13 protein-coding genes, 2 tRNA genes and 1 pseudogene are annotated in these 13,785 nt (G+C 50.1%); 12 read left to right on the plus strand and 4 right to left on the minus strand.

Annotation, left to right across the window (positions count from 1 at the left end; genetic code table 11):
- The first annotated feature begins 59 nt into the window (after positions 1-59).
- The 5 genes and pseudogenes from NF683_RS12665 to NF683_RS12685 form a co-directional block, all read left to right on the plus strand.
- Entirely contained in the window at positions 60-437 is a 378-nt protein-coding gene (locus NF683_RS12665) for a diacylglycerol kinase (RefSeq protein ID WP_232471494.1), read from the plus strand.
- Complete coding sequence (locus NF683_RS12670) at positions 413-1,105, plus strand: phosphatase PAP2 family protein (RefSeq protein WP_253920166.1); 693 nt, start codon at positions 413-415, stop codon at positions 1,103-1,105. Before NF683_RS12665 ends, NF683_RS12670 begins: the two co-directional genes overlap by 25 nt.
- Before the next feature lie 24 nt (positions 1,106-1,129).
- Entirely contained in the window at positions 1,130-2,797 is a 1,668-nt protein-coding gene (locus NF683_RS12675; protein ID WP_253920167.1) for a phosphoethanolamine transferase, read from the plus strand.
- A gap of 75 nt (positions 2,798-2,872) precedes the next feature.
- Complete coding sequence (locus NF683_RS12680) at positions 2,873-3,241, plus strand: hypothetical protein (RefSeq protein WP_253920168.1); 369 nt, start codon at positions 2,873-2,875, stop codon at positions 3,239-3,241.
- A gap of 19 nt (positions 3,242-3,260) precedes the next feature.
- Positions 3,261-3,365, plus strand: a pseudogene (locus NF683_RS12685) (catalase); the annotation flags it as partial.
- 62 nt (positions 3,366-3,427) lie between these two features.
- Here NF683_RS12685 and dusA read toward each other — a convergent pair.
- Positions 3,428-4,456, minus strand: a complete 1,029-nt coding sequence (gene dusA / locus NF683_RS12690; RefSeq protein WP_253920169.1) for a tRNA dihydrouridine(20/20a) synthase DusA — start codon at positions 4,454-4,456, stop codon at positions 3,428-3,430.
- A 333-nt stretch (positions 4,457-4,789) separates the two neighbouring features.
- Here dusA and NF683_RS12695 point away from each other — a divergent pair, with 333 nt between their 5' ends.
- Positions 4,790-5,371, plus strand: a complete 582-nt coding sequence (locus tag NF683_RS12695) for a hypothetical protein (RefSeq protein ID WP_089038770.1) — start codon at positions 4,790-4,792, stop codon at positions 5,369-5,371.
- Positions 5,372-5,394: 23 nt separating this feature from the next.
- Here the strand turns inward: NF683_RS12695 and NF683_RS12700 are convergent, their stop codons facing one another.
- Positions 5,395-5,919: a helix-turn-helix domain-containing protein gene (locus NF683_RS12700; protein ID WP_089038769.1), complete on the minus strand. Its 525-nt coding sequence runs from the start codon at positions 5,917-5,919 to the stop codon at positions 5,395-5,397.
- A 285-nt stretch (positions 5,920-6,204) separates the two neighbouring features.
- On the opposite strand from NF683_RS12700, the gene gltX reads away from it, so the two are divergent.
- The 3 genes from gltX (at position 6,205) to NF683_RS12715 (ending at position 8,047) form a co-directional block, all read left to right on the plus strand.
- Complete coding sequence (gltX, locus tag NF683_RS12705) at positions 6,205-7,683, plus strand: glutamate--tRNA ligase (RefSeq protein WP_253920170.1); 1,479 nt, start codon at positions 6,205-6,207, stop codon at positions 7,681-7,683.
- A gap of 137 nt (positions 7,684-7,820) precedes the next feature.
- A tRNA-Ala gene (locus tag NF683_RS12710) sits at positions 7,821-7,896 on the plus strand.
- A 75-nt stretch (positions 7,897-7,971) separates the two neighbouring features.
- Positions 7,972-8,047: transfer RNA gene (locus NF683_RS12715), tRNA-Glu, on the plus strand.
- 420 nt (positions 8,048-8,467) lie between these two features.
- Here NF683_RS12715 and NF683_RS12720 read toward each other — a convergent pair.
- Positions 8,468-9,349, minus strand: coding sequence for an NAD(P)-dependent oxidoreductase (locus tag NF683_RS12720; RefSeq protein ID WP_089038767.1), 882 nt, complete (start codon positions 9,347-9,349; stop codon positions 8,468-8,470).
- 143 nt (positions 9,350-9,492) lie between these two features.
- On the minus strand, positions 9,493-10,779 hold the full coding sequence (gltA, locus tag NF683_RS12725; protein WP_083002030.1) for a citrate synthase: 1,287 nt from the start codon (positions 10,777-10,779) through the stop codon (positions 9,493-9,495).
- 486 nt (positions 10,780-11,265) lie between these two features.
- On the opposite strand from gltA, the gene sdhC reads away from it, so the two are divergent.
- From sdhC to sdhA, 3 genes are read left to right on the plus strand one after another with little or no spacing between them, the layout of a single operon-like run.
- The gene (gene sdhC / locus NF683_RS12730) at positions 11,266-11,643 is read left to right on the plus strand and encodes a succinate dehydrogenase, cytochrome b556 subunit (RefSeq protein WP_171880175.1); all 378 of its coding nucleotides are present in this window, start codon (positions 11,266-11,268) and stop codon (positions 11,641-11,643) included.
- Positions 11,637-11,984 carry a succinate dehydrogenase, hydrophobic membrane anchor protein gene (sdhD, locus tag NF683_RS12735; RefSeq protein WP_038482412.1) on the plus strand — a complete coding sequence of 116 codons (348 nt, stop codon included), beginning with the start codon at positions 11,637-11,639 and terminating at the stop codon, positions 11,982-11,984. Before sdhC ends, sdhD begins: the two co-directional genes overlap by 7 nt.
- A 3-nt stretch (positions 11,985-11,987) precedes the next feature.
- Positions 11,988-13,760 carry a succinate dehydrogenase flavoprotein subunit gene (sdhA, locus tag NF683_RS12740; protein ID WP_009722512.1) on the plus strand — a complete coding sequence of 591 codons (1,773 nt, stop codon included), beginning with the start codon at positions 11,988-11,990 and terminating at the stop codon, positions 13,758-13,760.
- Positions 13,761-13,785: the final 25 nt, after the last annotated feature.

The following is a 13,785-nucleotide window of genomic DNA, read 5'->3' on the forward strand; positions in this document are numbered from 1 at the left end:
TGTTCGTTAAGTTTCGCACTTTATAGTGACGCTACTATTACGTTATCGAGAGTGCTGTCTTGCCTATTTTAACTACACCAAAACGCAATGGTGCCGGTGTTAAACGCATCTTTCGCGCTTCTATAAATGCAGTGTCGGGTTTAAAAGCTTGCTGGCTAAATGAATCTGCCTTTAGACAAGAGGTAATGCTCTGTCTCATTCTCTACCCTTTTATATTTTTTGTTAATGCCACTTCTGTAGAAAAAGCGTTGCTGTTTTCTTCACTCACCCTTGTAGTGATAGTGGAACTCATTAACTCCGCCATAGAAAGCACGATCGACCGTATCGGGCTAGAAAATAACGAACTTAGCGGGCGTGCTAAAGACATGGGAGCTGCCGCCGTCATGATGACCATTTTTATGATGATGGGTGTATGGCTGTGCGTGCTGATCAACTAAATGTTATCAAACCTGTAGCATGCGCATGGATTTTATTTCTAATCGCTATGTCGGTTTTTGGTAGTTTAAAAATAGACTTCAAGATAACTGATTTTATCTATCACCTTCAAGGTAATGCTTGGGCATGGAAAGATACCTATCTTACCCAAGCAGTTCTCCATAAAGGCGGTAAATGGCTAAGCTTGGCTATGGGGTTAGCCACACTCCTACTATTGATACTAAGCACCAAGGTTACTTGTCTTAAAACATATCGCACGCCGCTATTTTATCTTTTTTCCGCAACGCTTCTTTCAGCGCTACTTGTAGCAACTATTAAACACCTGGTGAGCATGGAATGCCCCTGGGATTTAGTTCGCTATGGTGGAGCGCGTGACTTTATAGGCTTGTTCAACATGCGGCCTCCCTCAATGCCAGCGTCCGCCTGCTTTCCCGCCGGGCATGCCAGCGCAGGATACACGTGGATAGCCAGCTACTTCTTTTTTGCCGCCATATGGCCCCAGTGGCGATGGGCAGGGCTCGCACTGGGTTTAGGGCTTGGCCTTACGTTTGGAATTACTCAGCAGTTTCGTGGGGCGCACTTTCTCTCCCATGACCTCTGGACCGTCATGATTTGTTGGACCGTAAGTTTTGTTCTTTCAAGGTTCTTATTACGCCCCAGTGTTCATTAATCTTTTCATACAGAGATTCTTTCGATGCCCTCTTTGCTATCATTGCCTTCAAAAACCGTTGACACCGTTTGGCATTATCGTCCCGCATTAAGCACGGAGCAGCTTGTATTATGGGTCGTTGTCATATTCAGTGTTTTTTACAATGTCCCTTTTTGGCAACAGGCCTTTGCTGGCTATGACCCTTTTGTCGCCAAGACGTGGCTAACCTTTGCCAATATGTTTTTGGTGATGACCTGCCTTAACTATTTGGTCTTCGTTAGCCTTGCTTTGCGAACGCTAGTAAAACCCTTGTTAACCTTGCTATTTCTAATTGCCGCCTTCGTCAGTTACTTTACCAGTTACTACGGCACCTATTTTGATACTTCCATGCTAGAAAATGTGCTTCAAACGGACGCTAACGAAGCACAGGAACTACTCACAGTTGGTTTGCTGATTCATTTGGCAATCTTTTTTGGTTTGCCTACCGTCATGATTTGGCGAGTTAAAATAACACCTTCAACCTGGCAGAAAGCAATGTTGCGTCGCTTGGCTTATTGTCTTGCCAGCACTGCTATATTGCTGTTGGCGATCTTCTTATCTTATCAAGAGTTGTCGTCACTCATGCGCAACAATAAAGAGCTTCGCTACTTGGTGACCCCAGGTAATTATATTGTTTCGATGGCGCAGGCTCTTTCCAGCCAACACGCTACCGCGAATACGGTGCGTTCTCCTGTGGGGGAGGACGCCCGTATCAGTTCGCAAGTAGGCGACAAACCTACACTACTCGTCATTGTGGTGGGCGAAACGGTGCGGGCGTCGAACTGGGGGTTAAATGGTTATGAACGCCAAACCACTCCTAAGCTTGCCCAGCAGCCTGACGTTATCAATTTTTCAGATGTTTCCTCATGCGGTACAAGCACAGCAGTCTCATTACCCTGCATGTTTTCATTACCAGGACGCGCCGATTACGCTAAATCGTATGCTCAGCAACATGAATCCTTGCTGGATGTATTAGCCCACGCCGGTTTAGAGGTCACCTGGCTTGATAACCAGTCAGGCTGTAAAGGCGTCTGCGAGGGAGTGACGACAAAAGCGCTTGCGCCAGAGGACTATGCGTCTTTGTGCCAAGATGGGCGATGCTTGGATGAGGCACTGGTTCAAGCTTTAACCGCGCAAATTAGTGGTACCTCAACTGATCAGGTGGTCGTGTTGCACCAGCTAGGCAACCATGGCCCCAGCTATTACCAACGCTACCCTGATGACTACGAACGTTTTGTTCCCGCTTGTACTACCGCTGATTTAGCCAAGTGCTCAAGAGATGCCATTACCAACAGCTATGACAATGCCATTCTATATACCGACACTGTGTTGGATCAGGTGATTGAGACGCTAAAGCATCAGGATGAATACGCAACAGCGATGATCTATCTCTCTGATCATGGTGAATCACTAGGCGAAAAAGGGCTTTATTTGCACGGTATTCCCTACGCCATTGCCCCCGACGAACAGACGCATGTGCCTATGGTTTGGTGGCTGTCCAACTCATTTTCACAGCAGCAAGGGCTTGATACGGACTGTCTACGACAAATCTCTGATCAAGCCGCCTCGCACGATAACTTATTTCACAGCGTACTGGGTTTGCTTGACATAACAACGGACGTTTATCTGCAGGCAGAAGATATTAGCCAACTGTGCCAGAGCCGCGTCAATTAATGAATGTTTAACTGATCGTTAAGTATTAGATGGCAAGCTGTTTTTCACTCTGCTCAACTATTCTGGTGTGTGCACATGGTTTTATCGCATCTATTGGACTCTAACCAAGGTTTTTGGAGACGGCTTCTACCTACAAAAATGACAACAGAGGAGGGCTTGATAGGTGGTGTCAATGCATCTATAAGTTCTGCTAAATGGCTTTCCTTTAGAGCCAGTGTAGTTTTAATTGCTTTGCTAGCGACTCTGCTGTGGTTAATAGGAATAGAAAAAATCGAGATCATTATTGCCATATTCAGCATAACGTCGAATGGTATGTCACAGTTACTTGAACGCTATTTTTCTGTCAATGTATTGGAAGTGGTTGAAAATGATTTGATAGATGCTTTAAGCGCATTAGGAGCTGCTGGGGCTGGAACATTAATAATTTTATATTTATTGGGTTAGCGCGATTAATATGTGTGGTGATGCCAAAAAATACCGCATCAACCCCTTCGATTTAACCAAGGTCTGGTCCTATAAAGATTACCCATTAATCGACGTTGGTAAGCTGACGCTCGACCGCAATCCATGATGGTGTTTTACGCCTAGCTTGCCCAAGCCGCTAGGCGTCGTATTAACATGCAAGCCGAATTAGGTCGCGGGTTGTAGTGCTTCCTGAATCTCTGTTTCTGGTTCGCGCACCAAGCTCAGTGCCTCATCGAAAAGGCGCAGGCCCGCGTCCTCTTTGTGCGCGTGCTCAGACAGGTGGCGACGGAAGCGTCTGCCTCCGGGACAGCCCTGAAATAACCCCAGTAAATGGCGGGTAATGTGATTCAGCTTGGCCCCTTCATCTAACCGCTGCTGAATATACGGGCGAAATGCGTTAGCCGCTTCCAAGCGCGTGCGCGCAGGCCCCGCTTCACCAAACAGCAGCTCATCTACCCCGGCGAGTAGCCACGGGTTCTGATACGCCTCGCGGCCCACCATCACACTGTCTACGTGCTCAAGCTGTGCTTTGCACTCGGCAAGGGTTTTAATCCCCCCATTAATGCCAATATGCAGCTCTGGGTGGCTCTGCTTCAGACGATGCACGCGGGGGTAGTTAAGGGGCGGTACATCCCGGTTTTGCTTAGGCGACAAACCCTGCAGCCACGCCTTGCGCGCGTGAACCGTAAAGACGTTGCAACCAGCATTCGCTACGATCTCAATAAACCGCGCCAAGTCAGCATCTTCATCCTGATCGTCAATCCCGATACGGCACTTCACCGTGACCGGAATCGACACTGCCGCCTGCATAGCTTTCACCGCCGCCGCCACTTTTTCAGGGTAGCCCATCAAGCAAGCGCCAATCATATTGTTCTGCACTCGGTCGCTGGGGCAGCCGACATTCAGATTGACCTCGTCGTAACCCCACGCCTCGGCAATAGCTGCACACTCGGCCAGCTCTCCCGCATCGCTGCCACCCAGCTGCAACGCAATCGGATGCTCTACATCGCTATAGCCTAAGAAGCGCTCACGGGGCGTTCCATGCAAAATGGCACCAGTGGTCACCATCTCGGTATACAGCAATGTCCGCTTGGTTAACGTGCGTGCAAACGCGCGGTAATCGCGGGTTGTCCAATCCATCATAGGTGCCACAGAAAACAGACGAGCAGCGTCTGCTGGGCTTGTTTTAGTCATATCAATCACTTGCATCATTCGATGCGGTATAAGCCAGTCGTGGTTGCTTAACAGCGGGGGAGTCGTTGGCGAGCGATTGTACGCAAAAAGCGGGTTTGAGTACAAAGCAGGCGCTGCTCAATTGTGAGGGTAGAGGCTGGCAAAGGTGGAAGGTGAATATCGCTTGTTCATAGTCCGGCGCGTAGGTATTGAATCCACAAAAACGAAATTAGTTTCGTCTGCCAATGAAATAAGCCTTTTGAGCCCTGCAGCACTTTGCTTGTTTTGCGGTCTTATTCAATGTGATGAGGGCTAGGCAGTGGTAAGCTGATATTTCGTTGTTGAGGAGTCTCTATGCATAAGACACTAGGTGGTATCAGTTTAGTGTTGGTGAGCGTGCTGCTGCTGGCTGGTTGTGGCGGTCAGGAGGAGGAGTCACCCTCAGAGTCGCCTGAGCCGGTCGTTGAAGTGCCTAGCCCACAGCAAAGCGTCGAACCACAAGAGGTGGTCGATCCTCTCGTTGTAGCCATTTCGGCTAGGGCCTCTCTGCGCTCTGATCGTCGTTTAATGGTAGAAGGCGAAACCAACCTGCCGGACGGCGCTCTTATTCAGGTAACCATTGAGCGTGAGATAAGCCGCGTGCGTTGGCAGGAACGTACCAGCGTTTCGCAAGAGAAGTTTAATGCTGGCCCCTTGGGTTCTGGCAGTGGCTTACCGGATGGACGATATAGTGTGCAGGTCCAGCTTTCAGAAGCCGCCGTGCAGCCAGAAGCGGTTCAGGCGCGCATTGGCAGTGAAGGGGAGCATTTAGCTGGCGAGCTGGTTAGCCAAACTCGCCATGGATTAGGGCAGGTTGCCACCTACTCGCGCAGTTTCTTAGTGGGCAGTGAACCAAGACGTACGCGCGACCAGGTGGACGTAGTTGAAGAAATGTAGGACGTGGGGGGGATAAAGATGCTTTAGGCAGGAGACCAGTGTGCTAGCAGTACCGCATGTATGGTGGTGTCACTGGGCGCTTTAGCAAAATGCTCAATAACATAACCTTGTTCTTGCTGGATCAGATAATGACCAGCTTTGTGAAATACATGGGTAGGGCCTAATAGCACTAAGTCGCCTGCTGACACCGGTGAGAAATCCGTTTCTTGGCCGGGGGTTGCCATTATGCAGGGAGCTTTCCAGTCAATCTTTAGCGGCAGATAATGCGGTACCGTCATCATCGTTGCCTGAACCTGTTCCCAGGGGAGGGGACCAGTATGTGTCAGGATCAACAGAGGAGCGGCACTGTCACCTTCTAGTAGGGTTGCCAAAGAGCAATCAAGGGCATCGGCGAGCGCAACAAGGCGTTCGTGGCCGATTTGTTTGATAGCACCGGATTCCCAGTAAGAAATGGTGACATCTGATACGCCTACTTTACGTGCGAGGGCAGCTTTGTTGAGCTTGGCCCGAAGCCGCAGTTGCTTTATACGTGAGCCTAGCGATTCCATTTCATTTTCCTATCGTTGAGCTAAACAAGCTCGTTGAGTGTACTTCCACCCTATTCGGCGGCGCTCTGTGCATACTAAAAATCGCGAGGCGCTCTCAAGTATGAACACGAATCATAGGGGCTGCGCCATACTAAGCGATTGTGCTTTAACGCGCATCTTCCTATTAATGAGCCTCCAACTTCTGATCAGACGCTTTTAAGTCAAACTCGTTCCCTGCAAGGTACTGCTGGTTGCCTTAAGGGTGCGTATAATGCCGAGACGCTTTATTGCCAAAAGGACATTTTGATGACCGTTCGTACTCGTATCGCGCCTTCTCCAACGGGTGATCCGCATGTAGGTACTGCCTATATCGCGCTGTTTAATCTCTGTTTTGCGCGCCAGCATGGTGGCCAGTTCATTCTGCGCATTGAAGACACCGATCGGGTTCGGTCTACCGCTGAATCAGAACAGATGATTTTAGATTCGTTACGTTGGCTGGGGCTGGAGTGGGATGAGGGCCCTGATGTGGGCGGCCCTCACGGCCCGTATCGGCAAAGCGAGCGTGGTGATATCTACGCTCGGTACGCCCAGCAGCTTATGGATGCGGGGCATGCCTTTAAGTGTTACCGCACCAGTGAAGAGTTGGATGAACTGCGGGAAGCTCGCAAAGCGGCGGGTATGCACTTAGCTTTGAAGCCCGTTGATTTAGCGTTGAGCAAAGATGAGCAAGCTCGTCGTGAGCAGGAGGGTTGGCCTTATGTCGTTCGCATGAAGGTGCCGAGTGCCGGCGTTTGTGTGGTGAACGATATGTTGCGCGGCACAATCGAAGTTGAATGGGCGCAAGTTGATGCGCAAATTCTGCTGAAGTCGGATGGCATGCCTACCTATCATCTGGCAAACGTGGTTGATGATCACCTAATGAACATTACCCATGTGCTGCGCGGCGAAGAGTGGATTAATTCAGCGCCTAAGCATCAGTTACTTTATGAATACTTCGGCTGGGAAATGCCGCAGTTGTGCCATATGCCGCTGCTGCGCAATCCCGATAAGTCCAAACTATCCAAGCGCAAAAATCCGACGTCGATTAACTATTATCGTCGTATGGGATTCTTGCCGCAGGCCGTCACTAATTACTTAGGCCGTATGGGTTGGTCGATGCCTGACGAACGCGAGAAGTTTAGCCTGTCAGATATGATGGCTGAGTTTGATATTCAGCGAGTATCGTTAGGTGGGCCAGTGTTTGATTTGGAAAAGCTGACCTGGTTGAACGGCGTTTATATTCGTGAAGACTTAGATGACGACGCGCTACTTCAGGCGCTTCGCGAATGGGCGTTCAATGAAGAGTACGTGAAGCAAATACTTCCTCAGGTGCGTCCTCGTGTGGAAACCCTTTCCCAAGTAATTCCGCTGGCGGGGCACTTCTTCTCTGGGCTGCCTACGCTAACGGAAAACGACTTTGCTAGCGTGAAGCTTGAGAAAGAAGAGCTGGTTAAGCTGCTGCAATTCTTGGTGTGGCGTTTTGAAGCCGTGCCTGCATGGACGAAAGAGCTGCTCTTGGCTGAAGTTAAAGTGCTTGCTGAGCATTTCGATATTAAGATGAAGGCTTTCCTGGCCCCTGTCTTTATTGCCATTACGGGCAGTACGTCGAGCACCTCTGTAATGGATGCCATGGCGATCTTAGGTTCCGACGTGACGCGAGCACGGCTACGTAGTGCCATTGACGTATTGGGCGGTGTTTCCAAGAAGCAAGCCAAACGCTTTGAAAAAGAGTTTCGTGATCTCTAATGTCTAGTTGATGTTTAGGATATGGCACTAGCGGGCTTTCTAAAGGTGCCTGTAATACGAGTGCTTGAAAAGGGTGCTTGAAAGGCTTGACGAAGGCGGGCGTAATCAGTAATATACGCTCCGTCTTCGAGGCATGTGGGGCCTTAGCTCAGCTGGGAGAGCGCAACACTGGCAGTGTTGAGGTCAGCGGTTCGATCCCGCTAGGCTCCACCAATATCGAAAACTCTGATTTTTAATACAAAGTTTTCAATATAGCGTCTCAAGGCCGTATTTATTTAGGTTAATAACGTCCCATTCGTCTAGTGGTCTAGGACACCGCCCTTTCACGGCGGTAACAGGGGTTCGAACCCCCTATGGGACGCCATCTCCTACTTCCCCGAAATTTATTTGCAGATTTATTGTCGGCAAACATTTCTCAAAATACGCATTTTAATTAAAGACAATGAGGCAACTCATCTGTCGGTTTTTGCGTTCCCGTTATTATGGCTGTTGGCTGAAATCATTCTCATTTCAATCGTTTTTGGACGATTTTGTGCTTGACTTGTCCACTTTTGCAAGTTTGCGGAAGGGGTTGTGCACAACCCTGCGCTGTTGTCTCAAAAAATCAGTGATTTAGCATTATTTCTTTTAAATCAATAAGTTACATTAGGTTAAAAAATGATCAATTTAAGGCTGGGTCACTGTTCATGGCGATTGTGGGACGTTTTGTAGTGGTTGTGAACAGGGTTATCCACAGATAGTGTGGAAAACCCTTTTCAAGATCGAGACGCTTAAAAGTCAAGCATTATTCTGGCTTTTGGAGGCGCTTCAAAAGCGACGAAGTGTCCCAGCGTCCTCCATCCATGCGTTGCACATCAGCATAAAATTGGTCAACAAGGGCGGTGACGGGTAGCGTGGCGCTCAGTCGACGAGCTTGCTCTAAGCAAATGCCTAAATCTTTGCGCATCCAGTCCACTGCAAAGCCATGATTGTACTCATTGGCAATCATCGTTTTGTGGCGGTTTTCCATCTGCCATGAGCCAGCAGCACCCTTGGATACCACATCAATTACCTGTTGTTGATCCAGTCCTGCTTGTTCAGCAAAGTGAAGACCTTCGGCAAGACCTTGCACTAAGCCAGCAATACAGATCTGGTTAACCATTTTAGTAAGCTGGCCACTGCTAGCGCTGCCCATCAGTGTGACGGCACGGGCGTAGTGATTAAGGATAGGGTGGACAGCGTCAAAGTGTGCCTGTTCACCACCACACATAATCGTTAGTGCGCCATTTTCAGCCCCTTGCTGCCCGCCGGAGACGGGGGCGTCTAAAAAGGCTACACCTTGCTCGCGGCAGGTGGTGTCTAATTCCAGAGCGAGGTCTGCAGAAGCAGTCGTGTGGTCGATGAGATAGGTGCCGGCTGTCATGCTGCTCAGCACGCCGTCGGTGCCGATAGTTACTTGCCTGACGTCGTCGTCATTACCTACGCATATCAAAACAAGGTCAGCGCCGTCAGCGGCTTCTTTGGGGGTGGCGTGTGCGGTGCCGCCATACTCGTTTGCCCAGGTATCTGCTTTACTGCTTGTGCGGTTGTAAACACGCGTTGTAAGGCCTTGTTTGGCAAGATGGCCTGCCATGGGGTAGCCCATAACGCCCAGGCCAATAAAAGCAACAGTAGTGATGGTTCGCATAGAGCACCTTGTGGGTGTGTGAAGAGTATTAGGGGTGTGGAATATTTTGTGTAGAGTAATAAAAAAAAGAATTTACGATAAGCAAAAGGCCACCCGTGGGTGGCCTTTTATTATCCTAGTGACGCTACGTTGTTACCGTGGCGTTATTTTTTAGGATAATCGCGCATGTCGTGGCCAATATACAGCTGGCGCGGGCGGCCAATTTTGTAGCTTTCGCTGAGCATTTCATGCCAGTGAGAGATCCAGCCAATGGTGCGAGATACCGCGAAAATAACGGTAAACATATTGGTCGGTATGCCCATGGCTTTGAGAATGATGCCGGAGTAGAAGTCGACGTTTGGATACAGCTTGCGCTCAATGAAGTACTCATCTTCAAGGGCGATTTGCTCAAGGCGCTTGGCGATTTTGAGCTGCGGGTCGTCAGCTAAGCCAAGCTCAGCAAGGACTTCATCACAGGTCTCTTTCATTACTTTGGCGCGCGGGTCAAAGTTGCGATATACGCGGTGACCAAAGCCCATCAGCTTGAAGGGGTCGTCTTTATCTTTGGCTTTGTCGACAAAGCGCTGAATGTTTTCTTCAGAGTCGTCGCCAATTTCATCAAGCATATTCAGTACGGCTTCGTTGGCACCGCCGTGTGCTGGGCCCCAAAGTGCTGCAATGCCGGCGCTGATGCAGGCAAAGGGATTGGCACCGGTTGAGCCTGCTAAGCGTACTGTAGAGGTCGAAGCGTTTTGCTCATGATCCGCGTGCAACATAAAGATGCGGTCCATGGCTTTCGCGTACACTGGGTTGATTTTGTACTCTTCGCACGGATTGCTGAACATCATGTAGAGGAAGTTTTCTGCATAGCTCAGGTCGTTGCGGGGGTAGTTGAACGGCTGGCCAACATTATACTTGTGCGACATTGCGGCCAGGGTCGGCATTTTTGCAATGAGGCGAATAGCGCTGATCACGCGATCTTCTTCTTGGGTGATGTCCATGTGATCATGGTAGAAAGCAGCTAGGCCGCCAACGACGCCACAAAGAATAGACATCGGGTGCGCATCGCGGCGGAACCCTTTGAAGAAATTGTTGATTTGGTCGTGCACCATGGTGTGGTTACGAATGCGCGACTCGAAATCTGCATACTGTTCATCGTTAGGCAGCTCACCGAATAGCAGGGTGTAGCATACCTCGACAAAATTAGACTCTTTGGCCAGTTGGTCGATAGGGTAACCGCGGTGTAGCAGCACGCCCTTGCCGCCATCAATATAAGTGATAGCGGACTGGCAGGAAGAGGTGGCCATGAAGCCGGGATCGTAGGTAAACAGGCCTTCAGCACCTAAGCCGCGTACGTCGATGACGTCGGGGCCAAGTGTGCCGGAATACATGGGTAGTTCGATCGATTTTTCTAGACCGTCTACCGTCAATGTCGCTTTCCTGTCAGCCATGCTGGCCTCCTTTCGAATTCGGTTTGGGACGTAATGTCGTTGTTTCGCATACCGCGCCGGCGAAAAGGCTCGCCTACTATAGAAGTGTGCGACATTTTGTCAATTAGCCTAAGCGCTAGGTATCCTTGTACAGCTGTTGTTGTATTGGGTAATCTTTGTATATGGTAAGTGTGGAGTTCGTGGTAGAGGCGTCAGGGGGTTGACGACACGTTAACGGACTTATCAAACCATCAATCTCCTGTCACTATAACCATGCTGCAACGCAAAATCGACTCAGGTTGACCTCAATTTTCTTGCACCATAGTCGAGTTAAGCTTGAGTTCGGTTTGTCAGCAGGGGCGAAGGTTCTTATAATCCACGGCGCGCGACCGGCAGGTAGGAGGTCGTGCTCGACTTGGCAACGGCCGAGCCCCTTCCAGCAACCACTGCCCGCTCGGGCCATGCCCGACCTGTCGCAGAGCGGGCCAAGAGAGTGTGTATAACGCCGTGAATAGCAAACGACCCGTAAACTTAGACCTTACTACGATACATTTCCCACTACCGGCGCTAACGTCGATTACACACCGTATTACGGGTGTCATCCTCTTCGTTGGCCTGATCTTCGCTTTTTGGGCGCTGGGTAAATCACTATCGTCTCCGGCTGGCTTTGATGCCGTCAGCAACGCATTGGCCAATAACTTTTTCGCCAAGTTCATTGCCTGGGGATTGTTATCCGCATTGGCATTCCATTTTGTAGCAGGTATCAAACACCTGTTGATGGATGCGGATATCGGCGTGACCCTAGAAGGTGGCGTGAAAAAAGCACAAATCACTGTTGTCGTCAGTGTCGTTCTGATCATCCTGGCAGGAGTTTGGGTATGGTAACCAACATCACAAGTTTTGGCCGTAGCGGGTTATCCGATTGGCTAATGCAGCGCGTTTCAGCGGTAATCCTGGCTGTATATACCGTCTTTATCGTCGCCTACCTGCTGCTCAATCCTAATCTGGATTACTACGCTTGGAGTGGACTGTTCGATCAAACTTGGATGCGTATTTTCTCGCTGCTCGCATTTGTTTCCATTGCAGCGCACGCCTGGATCGGTTTGTGGACGGTCACCACCGATTATCTCAAGTCCACTCGCCTGCGCGTGGGTGCCCAGACTCTGATTATTCTGGCCATCTTCGTATATCTGGTGTGGGGCATTCAAATTCTGTGGGGAGCTTGATACATGTCTAACCTTCGTAGCCTGACATTTGACGCCATTATCATCGGTGGCGGTGGCTCTGGCTTGCGTGCTGCTTTAGAACTTGCCAAATCTGGTAAAAAGACAGCCGTACTGTCCAAAGTGTTCCCGACACGCTCTCACACGGTTTCTGCCCAGGGTGGTATTACTTGCGCCATCGCATCGTCAGATCCGAACGATGATTGGCGCTGGCACATGTACGACACTGTTAAAGGCGGCGACTACATTGCCGACCAAGACGCAGCTGAGTACATGTGTTCAGAAGGCCCGAAAGCGGTGTTTGAACTTGAGCACATGGGGCTGCCGTTCTCGCGCTTTGATAATGGCCGTATTTATCAGCGTCCGTTTGGTGGCCAGTCGAAAAACTTCGGCGAAGGCGGTCAGGCGGCACGTACCTGTGCAGCCGCTGACCGTACTGGCCACGCACTGCTTCACACGCTCTACCAAAACAACCTCAAGAACAACACCACGTTCTTGAATGAGTGGTACGCGGTAGATCTGGTGAAAAACAGCAACGGTGATGTGGTGGGTTGTATCGCCATGTGCATCGAAACTGGCGAAGTTGTCCACGTTAAATCGAAAGCCACTGTTCTGGCCACGGGTGGTGCAGGTCGTATCTACGCCTCTACTACTAATGCCTTGATCAATACTGGCGATGGTATCGGTATGGCGCTACGTGCTGGCTTCCCGATGCAGGACATGGAAATGTGGCAGTTCCACCCGACCGGTATTTATGGTGCGGGTACGCTGGTCACTGAAGGTTGCCGTGGTGAGGGTGGTTACCTGATCAATAAAGATGGCGAACGCTTCATGGAACGTTATGCGCCGAACGCCAAAGACTTGGCAGGCCGTGACGTTGTTGCTCGCTCAATGGTCATGGAAATTCTGGAAGGTCGTGGTTGTGGCGAGAAGGGCGATCACGTCTTCTTGAAGCTTGATCACCTGGGCGAAGAAGTTCTTGGTAAACGCCTGCCGGGTATCGTTGAGCTGTCGAAAACGTTTGCTCACGTTGATCCTGCTAAAGATCCGATTCCTGTTGTGCCTACATGTCACTACATGATGGGCGGTATTCCGACCAATATTCATGGTCAGGCAATTACCCAGGACGAAAGCGGCAACGATCATATCGTTAACGGTTTGTTTGCTTGTGGTGAAGCGGCGTGTGTATCGGTTCACGGTGCTAACCGCTTGGGCGGTAACTCACTGCTGGATCTGGTGGTCTTCGGTCGTGCGGCGGGTATGTTTATTGAAGGCGCGCTGAACGAAGGTATTGATTACCTGGATGCTTCTGAATCTGATATCGAATCAGCGATGAAACGTATTACGCGCTGGAATGAATCGGAAGGTGGTGAGAGCATTCCTGAGCTTAAAGCTGAGCTTCAAGACATCATGCAGACCTCTTTCGGTGTATTCCGTGAAGAGAAGAATATGCAGGAAGGTGTCAAGAAACTGGCGGATCTGCGCAGCCGAATTGCCAATGCGCACCTGCCTGACAAGTCCAATGCGTTCAACACGGCGCGTGTTGAAGCTTTAGAACTTGATAACCTAATGGAAGTGGCAGAAGCAACGGCGATTGCTGCCCTTGAGCGTAATGAGAGCCGTGGTGCGCACTCGCGCTACGACTATCCTGACCGTGATGATGTCAACTGGCTGAAGCACTCGCTTTACTTCCCGGCCACGAAAGAGCTGAAGAAGCGCGACGTTAACTTCAAGCCGAAAACTGTTGATACATTCGAGCCTAAGGTTCGCACCTACTAATCTCTGCACTGACGAGAGGGAGTCA

This window comes from Halomonas sp. MS1, assembly GCF_024182575.1.
GTDB lineage: Bacteria > Pseudomonadota > Gammaproteobacteria > Pseudomonadales > Halomonadaceae > Vreelandella.

Coding starts and splice junctions, on each gene's coding strand:
- NF683_RS12670 (WP_253920166.1), top strand. CDS start 413: ATGGCTGTGCGTGCTGATCAACTAAATGTTATCAAACCTGTAGCATGC.
- NF683_RS12675 (WP_253920167.1), top strand. CDS start 1,130: ATGCCCTCTTTGCTATCATTGCCTTCAAAAACCGTTGACACCGTTTGG.
- NF683_RS12680 (WP_253920168.1), top strand. CDS start 2,873: ATGGTTTTATCGCATCTATTGGACTCTAACCAAGGTTTTTGGAGACGG.
- dusA (WP_253920169.1), bottom strand. CDS start 4,456: ATGACTAAAACAAGCCCAGCAGACGCTGCTCGTCTGTTTTCTGTGGCA.
- NF683_RS12695 (WP_089038770.1), top strand. CDS start 4,790: ATGCATAAGACACTAGGTGGTATCAGTTTAGTGTTGGTGAGCGTGCTG.
- NF683_RS12700 (WP_089038769.1), bottom strand. CDS start 5,919: ATGGAATCGCTAGGCTCACGTATAAAGCAACTGCGGCTTCGGGCCAAG.
- gltX (WP_253920170.1), top strand. CDS start 6,205: ATGACCGTTCGTACTCGTATCGCGCCTTCTCCAACGGGTGATCCGCAT.
- NF683_RS12720 (WP_089038767.1), bottom strand. CDS start 9,349: ATGCGAACCATCACTACTGTTGCTTTTATTGGCCTGGGCGTTATGGGC.
- gltA (WP_083002030.1), bottom strand. CDS start 10,779: ATGGCTGACAGGAAAGCGACATTGACGGTAGACGGTCTAGAAAAATCG.
- sdhD (WP_038482412.1), top strand. CDS start 11,637: ATGGTAACCAACATCACAAGTTTTGGCCGTAGCGGGTTATCCGATTGG.
- sdhA (WP_009722512.1), top strand. CDS start 11,988: ATGTCTAACCTTCGTAGCCTGACATTTGACGCCATTATCATCGGTGGC.